Source organism: Acidicapsa acidisoli, assembly GCF_025685625.1.
Taxonomy (GTDB): domain Bacteria; phylum Acidobacteriota; class Terriglobia; order Terriglobales; family Acidobacteriaceae; genus Acidicapsa; species Acidicapsa acidisoli.
This window is the reverse complement of record NZ_JAGSYI010000002.1, coordinates 1,326,219-1,352,229: the sequence shown is the minus strand read 5'-3', so window position 1 is coordinate 1,352,229 and position 26,011 is coordinate 1,326,219. Positions and strand designations below refer to the sequence as shown.

The window sequence follows — 26,011 nt, the reverse complement described above, 5'->3', positions numbered from 1 at the left end:
GAGCGCAATCTAAGAGTAGCACAGTTAATGGTTCTGTCAATGAATAGGTTAGAAATAGTTACTATTCGGTAATCGGTCTCCGATGGGTTATTCACAGCGGATGGCGCTGATTGGCTCGATCCTCGCTGCCCGGAGCGCGGGCAACAGGGAAGCTGCACTGGCGATGGCGGTCAAAGCAGCGACAGAGCCGAAGAGAATCCAGGGATCACGCGGCGAAGTTTCGTAGAGGAAGCTGGCCAACGCGCGCGAAGCGAGGATCGCCGCGATGAGCCCGGCGCCGCAGCCGCCAAAGGCAACCACGGCGTTTTCGCGGAAGACTAACGCGACGACTCTGGCGCGCTGCGCGCCGAGCGCCATGCGGATGCCGATTTCGCTGGTGCGGCGAGCGGTCGAGTATGCGAGTGTGCCGTAGAGGCCGATGGCTGTGACAAGCAGCGCGCAGGCGGCGAAGAATACTGTGAGCAGCGCCATCATCCGCTCCGCGCTCATGGAGTTATCCACTACATCGTCCATCGTTGTCATGGTTGGAGCCGGGATCGACGGAGCGAGCCGCGCTGTTATGGAACGGGCTGCCGCAACCAGCGGAGTCTGCGGTCCATCGATGCGCACCACGGCATTCAACGATGGCTTGGGCTGTTCGTCCTGCATGATGGGTACATAGCCAGCAGGAGGCGCAGGCGTGCGAATATCTCGATACTTCGCGTCTCCTACGATCGCGACAACTTCAAAGGAAGTCTTGGTGCGCGAATAGATGACCTGTTGCCCGACAGCGTTGCGTCCGGGAAAGAACTGCTTAGCGGCGGCTTCGTTCAGAATGATTTTCAGCCCCGAGGCTTTGGTGTCACCCCACGTAAAGTCGCGTCCTTGGTAGAGCGGGATGCGCATCGTCTCGAAGTACCGTGGCGCAACGCTGTTCAGCCAGATCATGTGAGCGCTCTGGCCGGGTGCTGCGTATCTTCCGTTCCAGCCTCGGTGAGACAGCGGCACGATGAACTCGAAGCTGGCATTCCTTACGCCCGGTTGATGGCTTAGGTTGTCACCAAGTTGCTGATAGAGCTGCATCAACTGGTCGCCTTGAAGCCCCTGTTTATCCATGCTGAAGGCGATATTGACGAGGCCCTTGGGGTCGAATCCTGTGCCGGACTCATATAACTTCACCACGCTGGTTGCAAGGAGTCCCGCGCCGACGACGAGCACCAATGCCAGAGCTACCTCACAGGCGAGCAGTATTCGCGGCAGGATGCTGCGCCGTTCCTGCAAATGGCTGGCGTGCTGGCCTTCCTTGATGTGGTCATTGAGATCGCGGCGAGTCGATTGCAACGCTGGAACAAGACCGATGAGCAGGGTCGAGATTACGGCGATCAGAGCGGCAAATGCGAGCACGCGGAAGTCCAGCGAGGCATCCAGTTGGATTGCGCTCTCGCCGCTGGAAAGCATTGCGGCGAGGAAATGGCTGACGGTCGGTGCGGCGGCAATTCCGACAGCCGTGCCAATTACAGCTATCAACATGCTTTCGACGATGAGTTGTTGTACGAGCCTGCGTCGTGTCGCGCCCATTGCGAGCCGGGTCGCCAGCTCCCGTTCGCGCGCTGCGCTGCGCGCCATCAACAGGCTGGCGAGGTTCAAACATGCCAGCAACAGAATCCCTCCGCACATCCAGAACATGATAGTGAGGGGTTTGCGGAACAGGGTACGGATAAATGTGAATCCGCGCGAGCCCGATTCGGCGGCGAAATGAAAATGCCCCTTTTCTTTTTCCGAGATGAATTGCGGATCAGAGGATGATTCATGAAGAATCGGAATCGATATTGTCTGCAAGGCTGCGTTGGCCTGTTCGAGGCTTGCGCCGGGCTGGCGGCGTGCTAAAACGGTCAGCCACCATGCATGGATTCCATCGTCAATATGATTCCTTGGCGCATCGATGATCGGGTCGGCGGAGAGCGGAGCAAAAATCTGCGGCCTCTGGGTGGGGTCGGCTCCTATAAAACGCTTAGGCATGACTCCCACCACGGTGAAGGGGACGTTCGCGATGATCAGCTTGCGGCCAACGACGTCGAGAGCGCGATTGAACCACCTTTCCCAGAAACTCTCGCTGAGGACGACGGCCAGTCCTGTGACACTGCCGCCGGGCTGGTCATCCTCAGGGGTGAGATAGCGCCCCAGGAGCGGCGGTGTTTGCAGCGCGGTGAAGAACTGTCCGCTGACAAGCATGCCATGAATGTTCTCATTGCCGGATTGTCCTCTGACCTGGAGAGTGTCGGTATTGTAGGCGAAGATGTCCGAGAAAACGTCGTGCCTGGTCTCAAGGCTGCGGAAGAAAGGTGTGCAGAATTCGTATTCCGGCTGCGGCCCTCCCTCTTCAAAGCTAAGGACGGCCAGTTGCTCCGCGTGCGGCACTGGAAGTGGGCGTAATAACAGCCCGTTGATGAGGGAAAATACCGCAGTGTTTGCGCCTACTCCCAGGGCCAAAGTTAGCACTGCGATTGCGGTAAATCCTGGGGATTTCTTCAAGAGGCGAAGGGAAAAGCTGACATCGCGCAGGAGGTTTTCGGCGGTGCGGAATTGCCAGAGTTCACGCAGGCGCTCCTGCCAGCGATTTGGATTGCCGAAGGTCTGTCGCGTGGCTCGATCAACCTGAGATTGCGGGACGCCCTGACGGAGAAGCTTTTCGCGCAGCAGCGTCTGATGAAACTCCAACTCTTCGGCCATCTCGCGGTCGAGGCGCTGTTTGCGGAAGAGGGATTTGAGCCGTCCCAGGAATTCATGCAGGTTGGGAGCCATGCGGTGTCTCCTTGAAATGCGGTCAGGGCAATGTAACTAAGACGCTTGCATCACAAAAGCTACTGCTGCGGAAAGCCGCGCCCAACGTTGCGATTCGGCATTCAGTTTCTTCTTGCCTTCGGCGGTAAGCTGGTAGAACTTGGCGCGGCGATTGTTCTCGGATGCTCCCCATTCAGCTTTGAGCAGGCCGCGTAGTTCAAGCCGATGCAGCGCGGGATAGAGCGCGCCTTCTTCGACTTTAAGAAGCTGCTGCGAGGTCTGGTGAATCCACTCAGCGACCGCGTAGCCGTGCAGCGGGCCGCGTGTCAGCGCTTTGAGGACAAGCATTTCGAGGGTGCCCTGGATCAGGTCGCCGGAGTCGGTTTGTTCTTCCCTAAGCATCTTATGGGGGAAAGTACTCCAGCCTGGGTAAAACTGTCAAAGAAATTCAGAAAGCTGCGTGCATTTTGTTTTGAAGACTGGCTTGCGAGGCGGCTGGAAGCGGTACGGAGGATACTGGGACGATACTGGTTTGATAAGGCCTGGCGTAGTGTCTACGCCGTGCGGCAGGGCATACTAGACTCATGCGATTGTTTCGGTTGCGCCAATTCCTGCGTAGAGCCTCTCGATCCGCAAGTCAGCAGAGGCCGATGACATTCCCTCGATATTTCATTGCGCGCCTCTCAGCTTCCTGGAGACCTTTGCGATGGCCTGCGGTTGTATTTGGCGCTCTGGCATTTGCAGCCGGTCCGGTTATGGCGCAGACCGGGGCAGAGGCTTTTCACTGGGTAGATTTTCACGATTCCAAGGATGCTCCAATGGTGCAGTGGGTGACGCGGGAGCTGACGGCGGAGAAGTGGACGGCGATCCGCGAGATTGGCGTGCAGTGGGATTCGGCGGTGGTGGTGACTTCGCTGCGGGCGACGCCACAGTCGGCTCCGCCGGGCGACACGTTTACGGTCTGGAGCATTGCGCTGTCGAAACATGCGGTGCAGCCACTGCTGCATGGGGTCAATCCGCGAATTTTGAACTGGACGACTTTTGGCGGCGCGAGCCAGTTGGTGCCCGAATTGGGGCTGGTGTATGACGACTGCTGGGGATGCGATGCGCCTTCAACCTTTTTCACGACGCTGTATTACAACTACGTGGATCATGCGTGGCGGGCGCGCTGGCTGCGAGGCGACCAGGCGGCGGCGCTCTGGAGCGGCGGAACAGTGGACGGCGTGGTCCGGACGCAGGTGTACGGACTGCTGACGGAGCCCCCGGGGCGGGATGTGCTGGCCACCTGGAACCATTACGACTACGGGAAGACCAAGCCGGCGGAGGATTATGTCTTTGAGTACAGCGTGGACGTCGGGAGCGGGCTGGAGCAGACGCAGCGGCTGAGTTCGCCCCATGCCGAGGAGATGGAGCAGCGATTGTGCAAGGCGAATCCCGGACAGGCTGATCCGGCGTTGGCGGAGCTGGCGCGGGGGCAGGATTCGGCGATTTGCCGGGAGCTGATCGGGATGACTGCGAAGACGAGGCCGGTGCGGCGGCCGACGACGACTCCTCCGGCGAATAACCGTGGGCAGTCTTTGCCGCCTCCGGCGAAGAAGTAGTTGCTTATTCCTGCGCGGTGAGTACGTGAATCGAAGCTAGGTTGCGGACCCAGCGCGCGGGGCGCTTTTCGCCGGTGGTCACTAACTGAAACTGGCCGTTGTCGGCGAGGGGTTTGCCATCCAGCGTATCGGCGACCAGGGTAGTGCCGTCATGGACGTCCGGTGTAACTTCGCCCACGGAATAGACCACGCCATAGCCGTCGGTGCCCTCGGCGAGCAGGTAGAGGCGGAAGTCTTTGCCGCGGGGCTTTTCGGGGACGCCGAGACGGGCGAGCAGTGTGCTCAGCGGCACGCCGGAGTACGTCTGGGAGGCTTTGGCGTGCTCGTTGTAGACGGTGATGGTGGTGTGGGGCAGCGCGGCGAGGGTCGCGGGAGTGAAATCTTCGGATTTTCCAGCGTAGGTGATCTTGAGTGAGGTGGATGGGGTGGAGTGCGCGTCCATCTTCATTTCGCCCGCGGGCTGTGCGGGTGCCTGGCTGCGTAAATCTGACGGGCTCAGAATTGCCAGAACGGCCAAAGCCGGGAAAAGAGCCGAGGTCCAAATCAACTTGCGCATAATGAATCCCTCTCGGGTTCCATCGTATACTGGGCGTATGTCGATTGTGCGCAACATCGGAGCTATTGCCAAGGGTATGAGCATCACCTTCAAGGAGATGCTGGAGCCGACGCAGGTAGAGAATTATCCAGACGGGCCAGGACCCTTGCGTGGAGCGAAGTTCGAGCAGCGCTTCCGCGGCGCCCATGAGTTGCAGCGGGATGAAAATGGCCTGGAAAAGTGCGTGGCCTGCTTCCTGTGCGCGGCGGCGTGCCCTTCGAACTGCATCTTTATCGAGGCAGCGGACAATACGAAGGAAGTGCGCATCTCGTCCAGCGAGCGCTACGCGAAGACCTACAATATCGACTACAACCGGTGCATCTTCTGCGGCTACTGCGTGGAGGCCTGCCCGACGGATGCGATTACGCATGGACACGGCTTTGAACTGGCCAGCCTGAACGCGACCAACCTGGTGATGCGCAAGGAAGAAATGCTGGTGCCGGTGGCGGCGCTGACGGCGAAGTAGCCCTAGCTCGTTTAATCCTTGCGTTCCTCCCGGCAATAATTACGTTGACTCGCCCAAGCATCAGCGATTGAGTCAGCATAAATATATTTAGCGCACCACGCCGGTTCGATTGAAGGAAAAGGTGCCACAGAATCGCTGGACATTAGGTAGGCGCGGCTGTATAAGCCTGTGCATGACGAATCCCGATGAAGAACTCCAAAAGGCAGAGGACGAATTAACCAGTCTTCGGCAGCGAGCCATTAATTTAGCAAACGATCTTCCGTGGGCGGCTGATGAATTGAAAAGGAGCGCCGCTTTGGGACCTTCAGGCGAAGATTGCCTTGATGGTAAGCACCCTCCGCACCGGCTGCCTGGTGTGGAGCATGACCATAAACATCGCTATAACGATGTCATTGCTTTACTCTGTGCTCTTAGAAATGCGCGCATCGACAGGTATAACGCTGGACTAAACCATTCAGTTTCCCAACGAAGGTCTACGGTTAACACGTTGGATTGAATTTGTGGTATCTTAGCAGCGAATAGAGGACCCCGCCCCCAGCGGGATTTCTTCATTATGACTAATGTGCGCTCCATCGGGAAGCGCAGCAACTCTTGGGGAATCAGATGACCGAATGGGTTTACGAAATAAGGACCATTAGGCCAACGTGGGAGACGCAAAGCGCTGCCCGTCCTCCAGATGCAATCGAAATCATCCATGCATATTTGAATGGGGTGGGTGAACAGGGCTGGGAGTTGGTTGGATTTCTTCCTAGTGCGTGGACGGAGGAATCAGCGGAAAATCCAGTCAATCCACTGATACTCCACACAGTCTTCAAGCGGCCAAAGTTGGGTTAGTCAACGTAATTATTGCCTTCCTCTCAGTAGAGATTGACTTACCCTGCCTTGCGCGCCAAATAGTGCTGATCCAGCGCCTGCCGCAGCAGCGATTTGATAACCGCCTGCCGGCTGATGTTCAACTCCTGCGCCTGCTGATCTAACTCCTGAAGCATGGGCAAGGCAAAGTCCACATTGACGCGCTGAATTGGCGACATCGTCCTTCCTGGTTCCTTGAAGAAGCGAGAGATGTCCTCTCCTCTATCAGCCGTCTCCGCGATCTCGTCGGCAGTCATCGTTTTTGGGGAATCAAGTGTTTTCGACATAAAGTTCCTGTTCTTCCCGAGTTGATTTCCAAAGCGTTACCAGGTGCTAAAACTCGCCTTCACCGTCCCCGCGTACTTCGAAAACCAACGAACACGAGCGCTGTCCTACCCATCCGATAGCGCGGTATGCGAAGCCTCGGTCTAGAAAGGCCGACGCTCTTATTCACCGGGCTCCAGCGGCATCACGGCGGAGTTCTTCCAATTCTGCGTCTGGCACATGAGCGACAATTTCACCGCAAGAGAGGCACACAGCTAACTCGTCCGACCGCCAACTCGTGGGGAAGGTTGTGCGCCTTGCGTCGAAATACACTGAAAAGTTGTTCACTGCCGGGAATACTCGCTGAAATCGCTCTCCGCATCCACAAGCCACGTTTTTCCCTCTCGTATTTTTCAGTCCAAATGCTGGCTTGTTGAACTCAGCTACGCCGTGTGCGACGCTCACCTAGAACTCGACCAGCAAGCCTTTGGCATTTTGATGTCCCTCTACGCAGCATCTGAGCTGCGGTCCTTGCCATACGATGATTGGGTTTTCGCATCTTCTCTTTACCTCCTGCCCAAGTAGATAAGCACGAAATGAACGGTATGTCACTGCATTTTGCACTGCGGCGACTCGGATCGTCCGACCGCTGATCCTGATAGTACGGACGCACGAAGACCTCCTGCGCTTCTTCGAAGCCAATCCCGCGCTGTGGATTTGACCTTAACTTCTGGCTCTTTGTCGGGTCGAAGTCGAACCGCATTGATATAACAGTTATATTATTCGAGCGGAAATTGCAACCTTGACCCCGTGTCGCAGTGACCTCGTGTACAGGGAAATTGACGAGCCGTATATTCTGGAAGGTTAGCCACTTACTTTTTTGCCGGTCAGGAAGACGCGAAATCGGGTCGATTAGCGTTGCTTGCGACCTGTCAAAGGGAAGAGTCATCAGGAAGAATATGAAAACAGTGCATAAACATCCGCTTCAGAAAATCATGGAGAGCCGTATCGCCATCATTGATGGTGCGATGGGCACGACGATCCGCACCTATGGCATGACGGAATCGGATATCCGGGGAGAGCGTTTCAAGGACTCGACCAAGGATCTCAAGAACAACGGCGACCTATTCTCGCTGACGCAGCCGGCGATGATCTGCGACATCCATCGCCGGTTTCTGGAGGCTGGGGCGGACATTATCGAGACGAATACCTTTGGCGCGACAAGCATTACCCAGAGCGAATTCTTTGTGGACGATCCGCGCGAGCATGGCGGCCGGAAAGACCCTGCGTTCTACCAGAAGATCATCGAGGATCGGTTTCTCGACGATCTGGCCTGGGAGATCAATGAGCAGTCGGCGCGGCAGTGCCGGGAGTGGGCGGATCGTGTCGGGAGCGCGACCGGGGTGCAACGGTTCGTGGCTGGGGCGATTGGGCCAATGACTGTGTCCCTCTCGAATTCGCCGGATGCTGAAGATGCAGGCTTCCGGGTGGTGACCTTCGATCAGGTGAAGACTGCCTACGCTCAGCAGGTGCGGGCGCTTATTGCCGGTGGCGTCGACCTGCTGCTGGTGGAGACGATCTTCGACTCGCTGAATGCCAAGGCGGCGCTTGTGGCTATCCGCGAGGTGTTCGATGAGGATGGTCACGCGGCGAACGGCAGGGATCTGCCGGTGATGATTTCGGCGGCGGTGGGGCGCGGCGGCGAGACGCTGATCTCGGCGCAGACCACGGAGGCCTTCTGGAACGCGGTGCAGCATGTGAAGCCGCTCTCGGTGGGACTCAACTGCTCGCTTGGGCCGGATCTGATGTATCCGTTTCTGGAGGAGCTTTCGGAGAAGGCGGATGTGGCGATTTCGTGCTACCCGAATGCCGGTCTGCCGAATCCGCTATCGGAGACTGGGTTCGATCTTGGGCCGAAGGACATGGCTCGTTATCTCGGAGAGTTTGCGCGGGGAGGGCTGATCAATATCGCCGGCGGCTGCTGCGGCAACACGCCTGAGCATATCGCGGCTATCGCCAGGGCGCTTGAGGGCCAGCCTCCGCGGCAGTTGAGCCGGAATGAGGTTGCCGCTTGAACGGAGCCGTAGTCTCAGTACCGAAGCCGCTCCGTTTGTCGGGATCGCAGCCATTCACGCAACAGGCCGGTGTCTACATCATGATCGGCGAGCGGACCAATGTGGCCGGTTCGCCGAAGTTTGCGCGACTCATCAAAGAGGGCAAGTACGAAGAAGCGGTCAGCGTTGCCCGGCAGCAGGTCGAGAATGGGGCGAATGTTCTCGACATCTGCATGGATGAGGGCATGATCGACGGCGTTACCGCGATGACGCGCTTCTTGCAGTTGCTGGCCAGCGAGCCTGAGGTCGCCAAAGTTCCCTTCATGGTGGATTCTTCGAAGTGGGAGGTCATCAAGGCAGGGCTCAAGTGTCTGCAAGGTAAAGGCATCGTAAACTCGATCTCTCTCAAGGAAGGCGAGGAGAAGTTTCGCCACAATGCCGCGACGGTGCTGAAGTATGGCGCGGCGGCGGTGGTGATGGCCTTCGACGAGCAGGGCCAGGCGGCGACGTACGAGGACAAGATCCGCATCTGCAAACGAGCCTACGAAATTCTGCTTGAGGTTGGATTTCCGCCGGAAGACATCATCTTCGATCCGAATATCCTCACCGTTGCCACCGGTATGGAGGAGCACAACAACTACGCGGTCGACTTTATCAACGCTACTCGCTGGATCAAGGCGAATCTGCCCCATGCGAAGGTTTCGGGTGGCGTCTCGAATATCTCGTTCAGCTTTCGCGGGAATAACAAGGTCCGCGAGGCGATGCACTCCGCGTTTCTGTATCATGCCATCGCGGCCGGCATGGATATGGGCATCGTGAATGCCGGGATGCTCGAAGTGTATGAGGAGATCGAGCCTGAACTGAAGGTGCTGGTCGAAGACGTGCTGCTGAACCGCCGTCCTGACGCGACGGAGCGGCTGGTAGAGTTCGGCGAATCATTGAAGCACGTCGGCGCTGTTGCGAGTGAAAAGAAGGCCGAAGAATGGCGCGGCGGCACGGTGGAGGAGCGTCTTTCGCATGCGCTGGTCAAGGGGATCGACGCGTACATCGAGATCGACACTGAGGAAGCACGCGCCAAGCTGGGCCGCCCGCTGCTGGTGATTGAAGGCCCGCTGATGGACGGCATGAGCGTGGTGGGGGATCTCTTCGGAGCGGGAAAGATGTTCCTGCCGCAGGTGGTCAAATCCGCGCGCGTGATGAAGAAGGCCGTGGCATACCTGACGCCGTTCATGGAGGCCGAAAAGCTGGAGATGGAAGCGGCTGGTCACGTGGTTAAGGCGCAGGGAAAGATTGTGCTGGCGACGGTAAAGGGCGATGTGCATGACATCGGCAAGAACATCGTTGGCGTCGTGCTGGCATGCAATAACTATGAGGTCATCGACATGGGGGTGATGGTCCCATGCGAGAAGATATTGGAACGCGCTAAAGCCGAGAAAGCGGACCTGATCGGCCTGAGCGGGCTGATTACGCCATCTCTGGACGAGATGGTGCATGTGGCCAAGGAGATGGAGCGCCAGGGATTCAAGTTGCCGCTGCTCATCGGCGGCGCGACAACCAGCCGGGCGCACACCGCCGTGAAGATTGCGCCACACTACAGCGAACCGGTGATCCATGTGCTGGATGCCAGCCGTGCGGTGCCGGTGACGACCAGCTTACTGAGCGAGGATGGCAAGGCCGCGTTCGTAGCGGAGCATCGTGCAGGCTACGAAGCGCTGCGCAAGGCTCACGCCTCGCCGCGCCCGAAGCTCGTCTCCCTTGAGACCGCGCGAGCACGCAGGACGCCAATCGAGTGGCGCGTGGAAGACCTCCCCGTGCCTGAGTTTACCGGTGTGCGCGTGCTCGACAACTTTCCTCTGGCAACGCTGCGCGAATACATCGACTGGACGCCGTTCTTCCACACCTGGGGGCTGAAGGGCGTTTACCCGCGCATTCTCGACCACGAGGAGCAAGGCGCGCAGGCGCGACAGATCTTCACCGAAGGCAACGCGCTCCTGGATCGCATCGTGAAGGAGCAGTTGATCGTGGCGCGCGGCGTCTATGGCCTCTTTCCGGCGAGTGCAGTTGGCGACGATGTGGAAGTCTACACCGATGGCACCCGCACAAAGACGTTGACGCGATTTCACTTTCTGCGCCAGCAGAACGATCGAGAAGGTGGTGAGCCCTGCCGTTCGCTGGCCGACTTCATCGCGCCCAGGGAGACCGATCTACCCGATCACATTGGAGCGTTCGCAGTTACAAGCGGCATCGGACTCAAGGAGTTGTGCGACCGATTCAAAGCCGAGAACGACGACTACAACGCGATCATGGCGGAAGCCATCGCCGACCGTCTGGCGGAAGCCTTTGCCGAATGTCTGCACAAGCGGGTGCGGGATGAATGGGGTTACGGCCGCGAAGAGAACCTTAGCCCTGCGGAGCTGATTCAGGAGAAGTATCGGGGCATCAGACCGGCCGCAGGCTATCCGGCATGCCCGGACCACACCGAGAAGGGGACGCTCTGGAAGTTACTCGACGTCGAGGCGAAGACCGGGATGCTGATTACGGAGTCCTTCGCGATGTGGCCCGGTTCGAGCGTCAGCGGACTCTATTTCGCGCATCGGGAGTCGCGATATTTCTCGCTTGGCAAGATAGATCGGGACCAGGTGGCCGACTATCACCAGCGCAAGGGAATGACCGTGGCGGAAGTCGAACGATGGCTCGGACCCAACCTGAACTACGACCCCGGAGTTTAACCTAAGTACGTTATCTATTGGCTAGACGTCCAGCCCCCAAATATGCATCGAAACACGCAGAAGCTCTTTGAGGCGTGGATTGCACTTGATGCCATTGATTGCATGGGCTCTTCGTCGGGGCGGTGACGGCATAGTCCGAGTAAGTTCACAAATGGGCGCGGTTACTTTTGGGAATTGAGAAAACGATTCGGACGGGGTAACTAATCTTTTTCACCATAAGTACCCTGGTTAGGGTTACTCTTTTGATATCCGGAGTGTACCGATTTGGAAAATCAAGCTCAGTATGCTGGAGCCGAGAGGTAAATTGGGCGCGCGATTGGCCGGATTGACCGGAGAGTTATCCTTCGGACCGGAACAGAGTAAGAAGTAAGAACGCAATATAAGTGATTCATTTGCAGGCAAAGTACTCGGGGCGTGAAGTTCCGGAGCCGGGGATAGGGTGTTCGGAAGAAAAGGGGTAAAGATCGATCATGCTAAAGGCAGCAATCAGCCGCACCGGGGCTCGCATGCCTGTCAACCGGTCATTTGAGCGCGAGCTCGCCCAGCTCGAAGCGATGAGCGGGCGGGTTCCGGATCGAGAGGGAGTCGCAAGAGTTAAACATGCCCTCACAAGTGAGAATAACTACCTTGTAGCGAAGGCGGCCAAGATCGTCGCCGATCACGAACTGGTGGATTTACTGCCGGATGTGCTGTCGGCCTTCGAGCGCTTCTTTTCCGACGCGGTGAAAAGCGATCCTCAGTGCTGGGCAAAGAATGCGCTCGTCAAGGCGCTGGTCAAGTTGAAGTGTTGCGATGCAACGGTGTATTTACAAGGGTTGCGGCACACGCAGGAGGAGCCGGTCTGGGGTGGCCACTCCGATACGGCTGGCGCGCTGCGCTCAACCTGCGCACAGGCGCTCGTAGGGTGCCATGATCTGAGCGAAATTGCCTTGTTGAATATTCTGCTGGAGCCTTTGCTCGATCAGGACAAGACCGTCCGTATGGAAGCTGCACGCGCCATAGGGCAGGTTGGCGGGTCGACTGCCGCGCTGCTCCTGAAACTTAGGGTTCTGATGCGCAAGGAAGAACCGGAAGTGTTAGGGGCATGTTTTTCGGCGTTGCTGGGCATGGAACACAACGACAAACTGGGCACGATCTCACTGGTTGCGGACTTCCTTGACGACGCGGAAGAAGCGGCAGCAGAAGCGGCGTACGCCTTGGCGGAGACTCACGAATCGGCGGCTTTGACAGCGCTGATCGATCGTCGGCGCATGGGAGCGGACACGTGGTTTGGATCGGTTCTGGATCAGGCAATTGTGCTGACCCGCCTGCCGGAAGCGATGGATTTCCTGCTCGGCGTCATTGAAAAGGATGTTCGGCAGGCTGCTTCGGCGCTGGAGGCGATCAGCCGGGTGCATACTTCGCCAACTGTGCGGGCGCGGGTGGAGCAGGCAGTCGCTCGGTCGAAGAGTGAACGGGTGCAACTGGCCTTTCGGCAGTATTTCCCTGAGACTGAGGGAGATTCCTCATTGGCCGGGTAGGTCCGGACAGATCAGGGCTGGTCTGGGTAGATTTAGATCAATCGTTTGACTGGCGTCGCTGGCCGATGCTACAAGGGCTGAGGGTGCGCCGCGAGAGTCCTTTCGGTGCATACTAACGCTTGTGCATGGGTACGGGCGAACGATCGGGTGGTCTCTTGGGCGGATTTTTGGGTGGACTTTCTCTTTTCCTGACTGCATTGATTTGGGCAGGCGGAAGCGGATCGGGTGGTTTGGATGGTTCGAACTCGACCGGGCCGGTAACTCCGGCGCAGGCTCAGGTAGCGACTCCGGCGATTACGACGAAGGCCGCGCAGGCGGGCGCGCAGATCGTTTCCCTGGCCAGTACTACGCCGGGTGCGACGATCCATTACACGGTGGATGGCGGCGCGCCAACTCCGTCTTCTACGGTATACGAGGCTCCGTTTCTGGTGGCTTCGAATCTGACGCTCAACGCCTATGCGACGCTTACGGGAGACAAGCCCAGCGCGGTCGCGACGAAGGTTTTTGCGCCTGACATTGCTTCGGGAACACTGGTGTGGAGCGATGAGTTCACGAATGCAACGGGCTCGAATCAGCAGCCGGACCCGGCGGTCTGGACGTATGACACAGGGAACAGCGGATTCGGCAACCACGAGTTGGAGAACTACTGTGCATGGGGCTCGACCGCTGCGCCCTGTGATCCGGCGAATCCGAACGCGTACGTGGGCACGGACGGATATCTGCATGTTGTGGCGCGGCAGCCTGCGCCGGGTGTTTTCACTTCGGCGCGGATGAAGACGCAGGGATTGTTCAGCCTGCAGTATGGGCGGCTGGAAGCGAAGATCTGGGTCCCCGAGGGGCAGGGATACTGGCCGGCGTTCTGGACGCTTGGCAATAACATCGCCACGGTGGACTGGCCTGCCTGCGGCGAGATGGACATCATGGAGCGGGTCAACGCTGCGTTGACGCCGGATTGGAACGAGGGCTCCGTGCACGGGACAGGCTTTACCGGGGATGTGGGACTTGGCACGTTGTATCACTTTCCGGCGGGACAGACGGCGGCGGGCTGGCACACATACGGCATGATCTGGAAGCCCGGTTCAGTGGCGTATTACATCGATGATCCGGCCAGCCCGTATGTGACCTACACGAATCCAGCGAGTTTGAGTCGCTTGAGCGGGGCAGTTTGGCCGTTTGATTCGGGCGATAGCGCCTTCCTGCTTGTGAATCTGGCCGTGGGTGGAGACTGGCCGAAAAATCCAAATGCTTCGACTACTTTTCCTGCTTCGCTGCTGGTGGATTATGTGCGGTTCTACACGAACTGATCTGCAGTTTTGATTCCTGATTCAGGCAGTTGAAGAAGCTGTGGGCACCATTCGCTGCAAGGCGAGTTGCGTTGCGGCGCAAGCTCTGCTATACCATATACATATTCTGGTTCGTTCCTATCGGGAATGAACCTGGATTTCATGAAGAGTGGTTGAGGGACGAGCCCTGCGACGCCACGACAACCGGCCGGAGCAATTCTGGATCACGGTGTCAACTCTCGCCCGGTAACGGGGGACATGAGATTCGGAAAATGGACTGGCCTTCGGGTCAAAGGCATTTTCGCAACTGCACCCTCTCAGGTTCGCTCAGGCCAAGAGCCGTGAAACGTCGCCGTTAGTCGTGGAAGAGTCGCTGTACTCGTTTCCAACCGCTCTCGCATACGCGAGGGAACTTTGACTACGGCCTACGAACTGCGATGTCGGGAGTGCGGCAAGAGCTACGGGAATCAGCCGCTCTCTATCTGCGATGAGTGTTTTTCTCCACTGGAAGTCGATTTTGACCTGGATTACGCGCGCAGCCGGTTCACGCGCGATGCGATTGCCGCCGGTCCGTTGAATATGTGGCGCTATCGGGCGCTGCTGCCGGTTTCTGATACTTATATTCCAACCACGCCTGCGGGCATGACTCCGCTGATGGCCGCTCCAAGGCTCGCGAAGCGGATCGGGGCAACGAATCTCTACATCAAGAATGACGCTGTCTGCCTGCCGACCCTGAGCTTCAAGGATCGCGTGGTGGCCGTGGCGCTGGCCAATGCGCAGGCCTTTGGATTCGATACGGTCGGCTGCTCTTCGACGGGCAACCTGGCCAACGCGGTCGCTGCCGGCGCGGCGCGGTTGGGGTTGAAGACGTACATCCTCGTGCCTTCCGATCTGGAACCGGCGAAGATCTTGAATACCCAGGTCTATGGCGCTACTTTAATCCGGATTGATGGCAATTATGACCATTGCAACCGGCTCTGTTCGCAGATCGCGGAGAAGTACAACTGGGGCTTTGTCAACGTGAATCTGCGACCGTATTACGCCGAGGGCTCGAAGTCGGTTGGGTTCGAGATTGCCGAGCAGCTTGGCTGGCGGTTGCCGGATAACGTCGTTGTTCCCATGGCGGGCGGGTCGCTGATTACCAAGATTCGCAAGGCTTTCAAGGAACTCGTCACTCTTGGGCTGGTCGAAGACAAGCCGGTGAAGTTCTTCGGCGCTCAGGCGACCGGATGCTCGCCGATTTCGACGGCGGTAAAAGGCGGCGCAGACAACATCGAGCCGCAGAGGCCGAATACGATTGCTCGCTCGCTGGCGATCGGCAACCCGGCGGATGGGCCATATGCGATTCGCGTGATTCGGGATTCTGGCGGCTGGGCCGAGGATGTTTCGGATGTGGAGATTGTCTCGGCGATCCAGGAACTGGCCGAGACCGAGGGCGTGTTTACGGAGACTGCAGGCGGCGTGACGACGGCGGTCACAGCGCGGCTCTATGCGCATGGGCGCATCAAGCCCGATGAGCTGACAGTGAGCTGCATCACCGGCAACGGGCTGAAGACGACCGATGTATTGCAGGGAGCATATGCACAGGATGCTGCGGTTCGTCCGCGCATGTCGGACTTTGCGGCCTATTTAGAAGAACAGGAAGGCCGGGCGGCTGGCTTGGCGGGAGCGGTGTATGTCGGTTAAGGTTTTGTTGCCCAATGCATTTCAGAAGCACACCAACAACGTGCGGGAGATCGATACGGCTGCTGCCAATCTGCCGGAACTCGTCAAGGATCTGGAAGGGCGTTTTCCGGCGCTGCGCCAGCATTTGCGCGGCGAAGACGGACAGGTGCGCAAGTTCATTAACTTCTATGTGAATGAAGAAGACATTCGCTTCCTGGGCAATGAGAAGTACGCCTTTCAGGACGGGGATGAGGTGCTGGTGATTCCTTCGATCGCCGGTGGTTGAGTTGGATTGATGAGGGATGAGGCCGAATCGCTGAATGCGGTTCGGCTTTTCCTTTGGGTTTGAATCCGAAACGTTGCGTGGTTAAATTGGTCATCTTTGGAGAGCAAGTGGCAGAAGATGTAACGATCCGCGCCGTTCTTCGCACGGATTATTCTCAGTGGCGTGCTCTCTGGGAGGGCTATAACGAGTTTTATGGCCGCTCGGGTTCGACGGCTCTGCCGGAAGAAATCACGCAGATGACATGGGCGCGTTTTTTCGACGCCTATGAGCCGGTTCATGCACTTGTGGCGGAACAAGAAGACAAGCTGGTCGGTCTTGTTCATTATCTTTTTCATCGCACCACGCTTTCGATCGCTCCGACGTGTTATCTGCACGATCTTTTCACTGTCCCGTCGCTGCGAGGCAAGGGAGTTGGTCAAAAACTGATCCATGCGGTCTATGGGCAGGCAAAACTTGCCGGTTCGACGAGGGTGTACTGGCTGACTCACGAAACCAATAGCACTGCCAGAAAACTCTATGATCGGGTGGCTGACCTTTCCGGGTTTATCGTTTATCGGAAAAGCATGGAATAGCGCTGGAGCTGTGTTGCTTCTGCTTACATCTTTGGTCAGAATTTGCATTGTGTTCGCACTGCGTTCACCATCCTTTCGCAATATCCGGGCCATACTGTTGCCGTGAACACTCAGACAGGGTTGAAAGATCCTTCCGGGCTGGCGGCTTCTGCTTCGCCCCTGTGGGAGGTTTCCGTCTCCGGTGCCACTTCCGGAGTTGGTATCGCGTCCGCGCCGGAATTCTCGGTTCCACTGCTCGCTCCGCCCTGTCCCGCGTTTCCTCGTGTTCATGCCGAGGTGGGACGGTACAGGCTGCGTCTGGCGCAGTCGATAGAGGATCGGGACGCGGCATGTCGGTTGCGCTTCAAGGTCTTCAATATCGAACTGGGCAAGGGACTCGACGCCTCGTATGAAACTGGGCTGGACACGGACCAGTTTGACCTTTTTTGTGAACATCTCCTGGTCGAGGACAAAGTCGACCGCAGGATCGTCGGCACCTACCGCATGCAGTCGGGCATTACGGCGGAGCAGAATCTCGGCTATTACTCGCAGCAGGAGTTCGGGTTTGCGCCGTATGAGGCGATGCGCGGGGAGATTCTGGAACTGGGGCGGGCGTCGATTGATCGCGAACACCGGACGCCGGAAGTATTAACGCTTCTGTGGCGCGGTATTGCGCAGTATGCTACGGACATGCAGTTGCGCTATCTGATCGGATGCTCGTCTTTGAACTCGGTGGACCCGCGCGAGGGCTGGCAGATGTATCGCCAGTTGACCAACTACCGCGCGGCAGCAGAGTTGCAGACGCTGCCCGCCGAGGGATTTATCTGCCCGGGCGAGCATGAAGATTCGGAGTCTGGTTCTGCGAAAGAATCAGATCTGACGCCAGCGTCCGAGCCAGCCAAGGTCCCGAAGCTTTTGAAGACCTATCTTGCTATCGGGGCGCGCATCTGCAGTGCGCCCGCCTGGGATCGGGAGTTTGGGACCATCGACTTCCTGACATTGTTGGATCTGCGCACGATTTCGTCGTCTGCGCGGAACCGGTTCCTGGCGCCGCTAGCGGAGTGAGCTGGCGGGCCGCCCGGCGCGGCTTTCTACTGGTCGCATCTCTTCTCTTCTGTGCCCTGCGGTTTCAGGGTACGAGCCTCGTTGCCTTCCTTCGGGGCAGGCGGGTGACTGCGCAACAACGCGCGGAGTGGATGCATTTCTGTGGTCGCCTGGTGCTGGCGGCGATGGGAATTCATTATCGGGTGGAGGGCGATATGGCCGCCGGAAGCACGCTCATCGTTGCCAACCACCTGAGCTATCTGGATATTGTGATTGCGAGCGTCGCGCTCCCGTGCGCCTTTGTAGCCAAGGAAGAGATCGGCAGCTGGCCGTTTTTTGGACCGCTGTCGAAGATGGGCGGGGCGATTTTTGTCGATCGCAGCAGCCGGGCCAGCGCGTGGGACGCGGCGGACGAGATGGTGCTTCGGCTGGCCGAGTGTGTGCCGGTGGTGCTGTTTCCGGAGGGAACGAGCACGGATGGGAGCGAGGTAATCCGATTTCACTCAACGCTGTTTGCCCCGGCAGTGGAGGGTCGGGTGCGGGTGACGCCCGCTGCGATCTTCTACGAGCGGAGCGGCGCGGGAACGGAGCGCGATCTCTGCTGGTTTGGGGACGAATCGTTTCTTCCTCATCTGCTGCGCGTGCTGGAAGTGGATGATTTTATGGCGGTAATCCGGTTTGGCGCGCCGGAGATCTTTCCGGATCGGGGCGCGGCGGCATGGCGAAGCCATAATGCGGTCGAGGCAATGCGCAGCGAGGAAAAGTCCCCGACTGAACTTCCCTGTGTTTAGTTCTTGGCGGGTGTTTTGGAGTTTTCCGCAGCAGGCGGGGCCGTCGAACCGCGAACGACGAGGCTGGTCGAAACCAGGAACTCGCGCTGGATCACCGAACCGTTGGCGGAGTTGGCTGCATTTTCAGCTTGCAGACGCAAGGCGTCGAATGCGGCTTTGGCCAGCTCCTGCCGCGAGAGGCGGATGGTGGTGAGCGGAGGCAGCGTGAATTCGGCAAAGTCGATGTCGTCTAGGCCGATCACCGAAAGATCTTCCGGCACGCGCAGGCCTGCCATGTAGACAGCGCGCAGGACGCCGATGGCTGTCATGTCGTTGGAGCAGATGAGGGCAGTTGGACGGCTGTGGAGCGCCATCAGTTTGCCGAAACCGGCGACGCCCCCTTTGAGCGTATGGTCGCACTCGATGATCCAGCTCTTATGGACCTTGAGATTAGCTTCCCGCATGGTCTGCTGGAAGGCTTCGAGGCGTGTGATCGCGGAGTGCAGCGTATGCGGCCCAGCAAGGAAGCCGATGCGGGTGTGGCCGAGCTGAACCAGGTGAGCCACTGCGGCATGAATGCCTGCCGAGTAGTCGAGCAGGATGGTGCTGACTTTGGGGTCGTCCAAGTGGAACTCGGCGAGGACAATGGGCATGTTGTGGATCGAGAGCTGGTCGAGGACCGACTCTTCGCTGCCGAAAGTGAGTACGGCGACGCCTTCGACTTTGCGCTCCAGCATGCGGCGGACGCAGCTTGTGAGCTGGCTGGCGCTGTTGATGTTAGTGGAGCTGACCAGAATTTCGTAGCCGTGGGCGACGGCGATTTCTTCGAAACTGGAGATCAGTTCCGGGAAGAACGGATTGGTAATGTTTTCGACAATAATGCCCAGGATGCGGCTGCGGCCTGAGACCAGGCTCCGTGCGTGGGTGTTAGGGAAGTAGTTCAGCTCCTCGATGGCCTGCCAGACTCGCTGGGAGAGCTTCTGGCTGACAGCCGGAGAGGAGTTGATGGTGCGGGAGACCGTGGCGATCGAAACCTTGGCGAGCGCGGCCACGGTTCGGATGTCTGGTTTGCTGGAAACGGTGGTGCGGCTTCCTTTTCGGCTCACGAATTCATGTTACTTTGTTTTCTTTCCTGTGCAAAAAAAGAAAACTCCTTTGGAATATTGGGAGTACCGCGCGAAGCTCGGGAGGATTCTAGTAGATTCCGCATGGCTCCAATGAAGCGGTTTCTGATTTTACGAAGCTTGCGCGAGTTGCAGGCGAGGATTTACCCAGTTTTCACAAAGAAGAGACGCCAAAGTAATGTCCTCGCAGCTAAGCTCGCGCGGGGGACTGATATGAGAGCAAAAACGCTTGTACTGGCTGGTGTTGTGGCGGCGGTCACGTTGACCTCGTCTATATGGGGAATGGCGGAAGAAAAGGGCAGAATTGGTTCACGCAATATCAAGCATGTGGTGCTGCTCAGCATTGACGGCATGCACGAGGTGGATTTCTATAACTGCACTCACGGTATCGCGGGTGCGAACGGCGGCGATCCGTACTGCCCCAATCTGGCGGAGCTTGGTCGCCGAGGAATCAGCTATGTGGGTGCTACGTCGTCGAAGCCCTCCGACTCCTTCCCAGGATTGACCGCGCTGATTACCGGCGGAACTCCCAAGACAACCGGCATCTACTACGACGTGGCTTATGACCGCTCGCTCGACGCGCCGGCAGTAGCGACGGCCAGCGGACTGGCGGCAGGTCCATGCACGCCTTACGGGATACCCACCGGGACGACGACCGACAACACCCAGGGCATCGATATCGACGCGACCAAGTTGAACGGCGGCGCGCCGGGCGCTAGCCTGACCGACGGCACGGCTGCTTCCATTGACTACAAGAGGCTGGTGCGAGACCCGCAGACAGGCTGCTTGCCAGTGTGGCCCTGGCAGTTCATCCGGACCAACACGATCTTTGGCGTGGTCCACAAGGCAGGCGGGTACACGGCGTGGATCGACAAGCGTCCGTCGTACGCGTTCGTGAACGGGCCCGGCGACGGCAAAAATGTGGACGACCTGTATGTGCCCGAAGTGGCGTCGAACGTGGTTCCGCTGCCCGGCGTCAAGACCGCGCTGGGCGTTTCCTGCGCCACGGTTCGGGATACGTCAGCTCTGTCCGGATGGACGAGCAGTTTCCTGAACGTGCAATGTTATGACGCGCTGCGCGTGAAAGCGCTGTTGAATGAGATCGAAGGCAAGACGCACACCGGAGCGCCGTCGGTTACGCCAGCCGTCTTCGGCATGAACTTCCAGTCGGTCTACTATGGGCAATCGTTAAATGAGCCGGGCGTCGGCGCGGGTGGATATAAGAACGCGGCGGCCGTGCCCAGCGAAGAGTTGCTGAGCGAGATCGAGTTTGTAGACGCCTCGATCGGCGACATCGTCAACGCGCTCAAGGACCGGGGCATCTACGACGAGACGCTGGTTATCGTTACGGCAAAGCATGGCGAGTCGCCCATCGACCCCACGCGGTACGTGGCCGACGGAGCCAATACACCGGCAACGCTGCTGGGCACTGCCATTCCCTTCTCGGAGTCGCCGCTCAACCCAACCGGCATCGGCGCAACAGAAGACGATGTATCCGTCCTGTGGCTGAAAAAGGGCGAAAGCGTCACCGCAGCCGTGGATTTGCTCGAAGCCAACGCAACAGCGCTCGGACTGGGGGAGATTTTGTATGGGCCGACCCTGGCGCCGAACTATCACATCGGCGGTCTCGAGCCTGGCCAAGACCCGCGAAGCCCGGACATCATCGTAACGCCGAATCTGGGAATCACGTACTCGGGCAGCACCGCGATGATCGGCGACCACGGCGGATTCGCGCATGACGATACCAATGTCATGCTTCTGGTTGCCAATCCACACTTCCGGGCAAAGACGGTATCGGCCGAGACCGCGACCACCCAGGTTGCGCCGACGATCCTGAAGGCGCTGGGGCTGGATCCGAACGAACTGGATGCGGTGAGAGCCGAGGGCACGCAAATTCTGCCTGATGTCCTGGAGGAACTCGAAAAGTAGTGCAGCTTGAAAAGTAGTCCTTAGCAGGGCTAAAGGGTGTGGGATCGCGTGGCTGGAAACCTTCCGTTTCCGGCCACGGCGGTTTTGGGCTCAGGGCTGAACTTTTGTAGGCGACGCAGGCGTGGATGGAGCCTGCGCCGGACGGGTTGAATGCGCCGGAGCAGAGGCATCCTCGTTCGGTACGCTAGCCGCTGGCTGCACGGAGTCAGGTGGATTCTCTTCCTGCGAACCAGTTTCAGACGAAGCTGGGGTCGATGCAGGTGTCGAGGCCGGATCGGAAGGTTGTGTGAGCGCGTCAAGATGCTCCGGACCGACCGTAGCGGGATTCTTCGGGACGAGATTGTATCGGCCTTTTACGAGGTAGTCGGCCAGCAAGCCTCCACCTATGTAGGGATTGAGGACCGCAATCGGGATCACATATCCATCCGTGACCAAGGACTCATCCACGCCGCGAATGGAGCGGCTTTCATGCCGGTTACCGGGAACCTGGGGAATTTCCAGGATGGTGAGCTGAGTCTCGGGATGGCGCTTGCTGTACTTCACCAGGGAGTATGCGATGTGTTTCGGAGTGGTCATGCCAACATCCGGAAAAATGGTGCGCTTGAATTGATGTGGGAAGTAATTGTTCAAAATGAACCGATCGAAGTCGGCGCAATTGTTGTATTCGAGGTTGAAGTGCGAAACATTGGAGAGCGCATTGACGCGAGCGACGAGTTGACGGTCCTGCTCCGGTGTAGTCGCAAAGCGAAAGGCATAGGTGCGGCGGTCATAAGCCGTGCCTACCAACTGCACCCAGCCGTCGCGGAACGCGTTGCCTTTCGGCAGAGCGTCGCCGAATGTGCCAAGCAGAGCTTCGCGATAGTGATCTCTGAAGCGCCGGACGATTTCCGGGTCGACCTTTGTTGGCACTTTTGCAGGATCGTCCACGGCGTATAGATACGGGATCAGGGGAATCGCCACCCAGTCGTATCCGCCCATGCCGTGGTAACGGCTGATTACCACGCCAGTCTCGCCGTCGTTGCACATTCGCAGATGAACCGGCGTATCCGCGCATACGCGCTCCAGATAGATCGCGGTGTGGCCGGTAGGATTGAGCGTGCCGAAAACTCCATATGGCTGCTCCAGCAGAAGCGCGGCCTGGGCATACAGGCGCGGCATGGAAGATAGCAGAAGGACGAAGATGATGGCTCGGAGCAGGTTTTTCGAGGCTCGACTGTTCGAGGCTTGTTTCAAGGCTCGTTTTTTTGTGGCTGGATTCGAAGGCAGCATCAGGTCTCCTCAATTCAGGAAAGGGGGCTGTCGTGCGCAGCTCTCGGAACCATCTTCAAGAGAGACATGCGTCTCTGAATGCAACCCCGCTCTACTTAAATCGATGCCTGGAGGTATCGCGCGGTTGTACAAATTCGCGAATCGGAGCCAGGCGAAACGACAATGTGACGAGGTAAGTAGTTCAAATTTATACATATGAGAGGCAGCCCCCGATCTCGGACAAGGAGATCGGGGGCTGTCTTATCTAGTATGTTCTGCCGCGTAACTGCTAGCGTGGCAGCGGCTGGGTTCCGGTGATGGTGAAGGTGGTTTCGGACTTTGCTTTGGCTTCGCCGGGCTGGGCTCCTGCGAGAGTCAGCTCATACTTGCCGGGAAGGATGCTGCGCTCTCCTTTTTCGTCCACGCTGGAGAGCGCGCGGGGATCGAAGTGGAGCGTTACGTCGCGGGTTTCTCCGGCTTGCAGATGAACGCGCTCGAAGCCCTCAAGCGAGTGGATTGGACCGCCGTTCTCTGGAGTTTTCAGGTAAGCCTCGACGACTTCGTCTCCTGCGAGGGCGCTGGAGTTGGTGACGCTGACAGTGGCAGTTAGTGGTTCGCCAGCCTGCAGTTTGCTTGAGGACAGCGTAACCGGGCTGTAGGTGAAGTTGGAGTAGCTGAGGCCGTAGCCGAAGCCCCATTCCGGTTTGCCGGTGTAGTAACGATAGGTGCGACCCTTCATGCTGTATTCGGTGAAGGCGGGCAGGTCGTCGACGGAGTTGTAGAAAGTGACGGGCAGGCGTCCGGCTGGATTGTTGAGACCAGCCAGAGTGCGTGCGATTGCCGTCCCGCCTTCGACGCCGGGATACCAGGCTTCGAGAATCGCTGCGGCGTGCTCCTGCGCCCAGGGCAGGGCGACGGCGCTGCCGCTCATCAGCACCACCACGACGGGTTTGCCGGTTGCGGCGATGGCTTCGAGCAGATTTTGCTGGGCGGCGGGCAGATTGATCTTGGTGCGGTCGCCTCCGGCAAAGCCGTCGATCTTGATGGGCATCTCTTCGCCCTCAAGTTGCGGCGAAAGGCCGACAAAGGCTACGACGACATCGGATTGTTTCGCTGCGGCGACGGCTTCGTCGAGCTGGGCCTGCGCGGGCGCTGCCCACTTGAGGTACAGTCCGCCGCCGGACTGATCGCGTGAGTGGCTGTATTCGAGCTGGAAGTCGTGCGGGTTGGTGTCGGTGAAGTCCACGGAGACGACGACCGGCGTTCCCCCGTTCATAATCGGTGGCGCGCTCGGGCTTGCTCCCGGCGCGGATTTGAAGTTGCCCATTGCGGAAAGATCCAGCGCCTTGCGCAGTTCGCCTTCAGCGAGGACTTTGCCGTCGAGGGTCAGGCGGAAGCTGTCTTTGGGCGAATACGGGAAGGCGTCGGCTGGTTCGACGGAGAAGGTGTAGTGTCCGGCGGCTGGGACAGAAAGCTTGCCGCTCCAGCGGACGGAGTAGGTGTGTGTATGCAGCTCGGGAACGGGAAGCGAATCGCCCCATTCGGCCTGAATGTCGTGATCGGTCATGGTTGCGACCGGGCGGCCGGTCCAGTCGGGCGTGGCGAAGAATTCAGTCTTGAGGCCGGTGCCGAATGCGGTGCGCGGAACCGGGACTTTGGCGCCCTCGGCGAGCGTTGAGCCTTGCGCGTAATGGATCTGCGAGCCGCTGAACTGCGCGGCGATGCCGTCTACGGGTTCGACCGGGTGATGCGGGATGCCGTTGTAGTTGCCTTCGAGAGCAAAGATCAGGTCGGCTTCAGGACCGACGACGGCGATGCTGGCGGGTGCTGCTTTCAGGGGCAGCGTGCCGTCGTTTTTCAGCAGAACCATCGCTTCTTCGGCGGCTTTGAGGGAAACCGCGCGGTTCGCGGCGGAGTCGTTGGCGCTGAATGGCACCTTGTCGAGCGGGTTTGCGCCTTGTGGGTCGAAGAGTCCGAGCTGGATGCGGGCGGTGTAGAGACGTTCGGTGGCTTGCGTAACCAGGTCTTCAGAGACGAGCTTCTGGCGGACGGCGTCGCCAAGGGTGTCGAAGCCCGGAGCCCAGATGCTGCACGAAAGGTCCGTTCCGGCTTCGAGCGAGATGGCGGCGGCGTGGGTGATGTCCGGCGCGTTGTGGTGGCCGTTGGTCACGTCCATGATGGCGGCGCAGTCGGAAACGACGAAGCCTTTGAAGCCCCAAGCCTTGCGCAGGTGATCCACGAGGAGATTCTTGTTGGCGCAGGCGGCGTAGGTGTCGATGGCGTTGTAGGCGCACATGACGGACTTAACATGGCCATCGATAACAGTCGCACGAAATGCGGCCAGATAAGTCTCTTCCAGGTCGCGCGGGCTGGGATGCACGTCGGCGGTGTGGCGCGTGGATTCAGGGCCGCTGTGCACTGCGAAGTGCTTGCTGGTGGCCACGGCTTTCGGATGGTCAGGGTCGTCGCCCTGCACGCCGGTGATGAAGGCTACGCCCATTCGGCTGGTGAGGAATGGGTCTTCGCCGTAGGTCTCCTGCCCGCGTCCCCAGCGCGGATCGCGGAAGATGTTGATGTTGGGCGACCAGAAGGTGAGGCCGTAAAAGATGCGGTGGTTGCCTTCCTTTTGCGCCTGGTTGTACTTGGCGCGAGCCTCAGTGGAGACGATGTCGCCCATGGAGTGAACGATCTTCGGGTCCCAGGTAGCCGCCATGCCGATGGCCTGCGGAAAGACGGTCGCGTAACCGGCGCGGGCGACGCCATGGAGGGCTTCATTCCAAGTCTGGTAATCGGGTATGCCGAGGCGTGGGATTGCAGGAGCCCAGTCTTCAAGCTGCGAGGCCTTTTCGTCCAGCGTCATGCGTGAGACGAGATCGTGAGCGCGTGCCTGCGCGGTGAGCTGGGTGTTCAGATAATCCGGCTGCTGGGCTTGCAGCAATGTGGGCGAAGTCCCAAGGAAGAGTGCAAGCGTAAACACTGCGGTTCCGAGAAGGCATGGAAGGCAGGCCAGATGCGTGCGGAGTCTGGAGATTGGAAGTTGGCGGCGGTTCATTGCGTGTTTCTCCTTCGAGCTTGGTGCGACGGGGTGATAGGACGAAAACCGGCGTGCTTCGCGGCACGGAACAGGAATCACGGATCGGGTTTAAGACGCCAAAAAATGATTGCGGATCATCCCGAAGAAATTTACAGCCCAGAGGGGTCGTTTGGCTAGATATATCGCTTTACTAGGGAATTTCCTGCGCTTTTGGCGATGTGGCCGCCGAGTTTATG

The 26,011-nt window shown here is 58.7% G+C and carries 19 protein-coding genes and 1 riboswitch; of the genes, 12 read left to right on the top strand and 7 right to left on the bottom strand.

The features are described from left to right. Positions 1–87 precede the first annotated feature (87 nt). Together OHL23_RS15565 and OHL23_RS15560 are read right to left on the bottom strand one after the other, a co-directional pair. The gene (locus tag OHL23_RS15565) at positions 88–2,781 is read right to left on the bottom strand and encodes an ABC transporter permease (protein WP_263352827.1); all 2,694 of its coding nucleotides are present in this window, start codon (positions 2,779–2,781) and stop codon (positions 88–90) included. Positions 2,782–2,817: 36 nt separating this feature from the next. Then, on the bottom strand, positions 2,818–3,162 hold the full coding sequence (locus OHL23_RS15560) for a PadR family transcriptional regulator (protein ID WP_263352826.1): 345 nt from the start codon (positions 3,160–3,162) through the stop codon (positions 2,818–2,820). 299 nt (positions 3,163–3,461) lie between these two features. Between OHL23_RS15560 and OHL23_RS15555 the strand changes: the two genes are divergently transcribed. Then, positions 3,462–4,361 carry a hypothetical protein gene (locus OHL23_RS15555; protein ID WP_263352825.1) on the top strand — a complete coding sequence of 300 codons (900 nt, stop codon included), beginning with the start codon at positions 3,462–3,464 and terminating at the stop codon, positions 4,359–4,361. Between the two features lie 4 nt (positions 4,362–4,365). Here the strand turns inward: OHL23_RS15555 and OHL23_RS15550 are convergent, their stop codons facing one another. Beyond that, positions 4,366–4,917 (bottom strand): molybdopterin-binding protein, encoded by a 552-nt coding sequence (locus tag OHL23_RS15550; protein WP_263352824.1) that lies wholly within the window; start codon positions 4,915–4,917, stop codon positions 4,366–4,368. Between the two features lie 37 nt (positions 4,918–4,954). Between OHL23_RS15550 and OHL23_RS15545 the strand changes: the two genes are divergently transcribed. Next, complete coding sequence (locus OHL23_RS15545; RefSeq protein WP_263352823.1) at positions 4,955–5,422, top strand: NuoI/complex I 23 kDa subunit family protein; 468 nt, start codon at positions 4,955–4,957, stop codon at positions 5,420–5,422. 872 nt (positions 5,423–6,294) lie between these two features. Here OHL23_RS15545 and OHL23_RS15540 read toward each other — a convergent pair. Beyond that, positions 6,295–6,561: a hypothetical protein gene (locus OHL23_RS15540; protein WP_263352822.1), complete on the bottom strand. Its 267-nt coding sequence runs from the start codon at positions 6,559–6,561 to the stop codon at positions 6,295–6,297. A 936-nt stretch (positions 6,562–7,497) separates the two neighbouring features. On the opposite strand from OHL23_RS15540, the gene OHL23_RS15535 reads away from it, so the two are divergent. The 9 genes from OHL23_RS15535 to OHL23_RS15495 all read left to right on the top strand — a co-directional run bounded on the left by OHL23_RS15535 (position 7,498) and on the right by OHL23_RS15495 (position 18,461). Continuing rightward, positions 7,498–8,613 carry a homocysteine S-methyltransferase family protein gene (locus OHL23_RS15535; RefSeq protein ID WP_263352821.1) on the top strand — a complete coding sequence of 372 codons (1,116 nt, stop codon included), beginning with the start codon at positions 7,498–7,500 and terminating at the stop codon, positions 8,611–8,613. Next, positions 8,610–11,321, top strand: a complete 2,712-nt coding sequence (metH, locus tag OHL23_RS15530; protein WP_263352820.1) for a methionine synthase — start codon at positions 8,610–8,612, stop codon at positions 11,319–11,321. The genes OHL23_RS15535 and metH overlap by 4 nt, the downstream gene beginning before the upstream one ends. Before the next feature lie 470 nt (positions 11,322–11,791). Further along, positions 11,792–12,841, top strand: a complete 1,050-nt coding sequence (locus OHL23_RS15525) for a hypothetical protein (protein ID WP_263352819.1) — start codon at positions 11,792–11,794, stop codon at positions 12,839–12,841. Between the two features lie 167 nt (positions 12,842–13,008). Next, a complete protein-coding gene (locus OHL23_RS15520) occupies positions 13,009–14,145 on the top strand; it encodes a chitobiase/beta-hexosaminidase C-terminal domain-containing protein (RefSeq protein ID WP_263352818.1) in 1,137 nt (378 codons plus the stop codon). Positions 14,146–14,281: 136 nt separating this feature from the next. Continuing rightward, positions 14,282–14,389: riboswitch (SAM riboswitch) on the top strand. A 149-nt stretch (positions 14,390–14,538) separates the two neighbouring features. After that, on the top strand, positions 14,539–15,810 hold the full coding sequence (gene thrC, locus OHL23_RS15515) for a threonine synthase (protein ID WP_263352817.1): 1,272 nt from the start codon (positions 14,539–14,541) through the stop codon (positions 15,808–15,810). Next, the gene (locus OHL23_RS15510) at positions 15,800–16,075 is read left to right on the top strand and encodes a MoaD/ThiS family protein (RefSeq protein WP_263352816.1); all 276 of its coding nucleotides are present in this window, start codon (positions 15,800–15,802) and stop codon (positions 16,073–16,075) included. Before thrC ends, OHL23_RS15510 begins: the two co-directional genes overlap by 11 nt. Before the next feature lie 53 nt (positions 16,076–16,128). Next, entirely contained in the window at positions 16,129–16,647 is a 519-nt protein-coding gene (locus tag OHL23_RS15505) for a GNAT family N-acetyltransferase (RefSeq protein ID WP_263352815.1), read from the top strand. Between the two features lie 102 nt (positions 16,648–16,749). Further along, the gene (locus OHL23_RS15500) at positions 16,750–17,691 is read left to right on the top strand and encodes a GNAT family N-acetyltransferase (protein WP_263352814.1); all 942 of its coding nucleotides are present in this window, start codon (positions 16,750–16,752) and stop codon (positions 17,689–17,691) included. After that, positions 17,688–18,461, top strand: coding sequence for a lysophospholipid acyltransferase family protein (locus OHL23_RS15495; protein ID WP_263352813.1), 774 nt, complete (start codon positions 17,688–17,690; stop codon positions 18,459–18,461). The genes OHL23_RS15500 and OHL23_RS15495 overlap by 4 nt, the downstream gene beginning before the upstream one ends. Here OHL23_RS15495 and OHL23_RS15490 read toward each other — a convergent pair. Continuing rightward, a complete protein-coding gene (locus OHL23_RS15490) occupies positions 18,458–19,546 on the bottom strand; it encodes a LacI family DNA-binding transcriptional regulator (protein WP_263352812.1) in 1,089 nt (362 codons plus the stop codon). The genes OHL23_RS15495 and OHL23_RS15490 overlap by 4 nt on opposite strands. A gap of 231 nt (positions 19,547–19,777) precedes the next feature. Between OHL23_RS15490 and OHL23_RS15485 the strand changes: the two genes are divergently transcribed. Then, positions 19,778–21,493, top strand: coding sequence for an alkaline phosphatase family protein (locus tag OHL23_RS15485; RefSeq protein WP_263352811.1), 1,716 nt, complete (start codon positions 19,778–19,780; stop codon positions 21,491–21,493). Between the two features lie 90 nt (positions 21,494–21,583). On the opposite strand, the gene OHL23_RS15480 is transcribed toward OHL23_RS15485, so the two are convergent. Both OHL23_RS15480 and OHL23_RS15475 read right to left on the bottom strand, forming a co-directional pair. Next, positions 21,584–22,762, bottom strand: coding sequence for a hypothetical protein (locus OHL23_RS15480; RefSeq protein WP_263352810.1), 1,179 nt, complete (start codon positions 22,760–22,762; stop codon positions 21,584–21,586). A 268-nt stretch (positions 22,763–23,030) separates the two neighbouring features. After that, positions 23,031–25,793 carry a glycoside hydrolase family 3 C-terminal domain-containing protein gene (locus OHL23_RS15475; RefSeq protein WP_263352809.1) on the bottom strand — a complete coding sequence of 921 codons (2,763 nt, stop codon included), beginning with the start codon at positions 25,791–25,793 and terminating at the stop codon, positions 23,031–23,033. Positions 25,794–26,011: the final 218 nt, after the last annotated feature.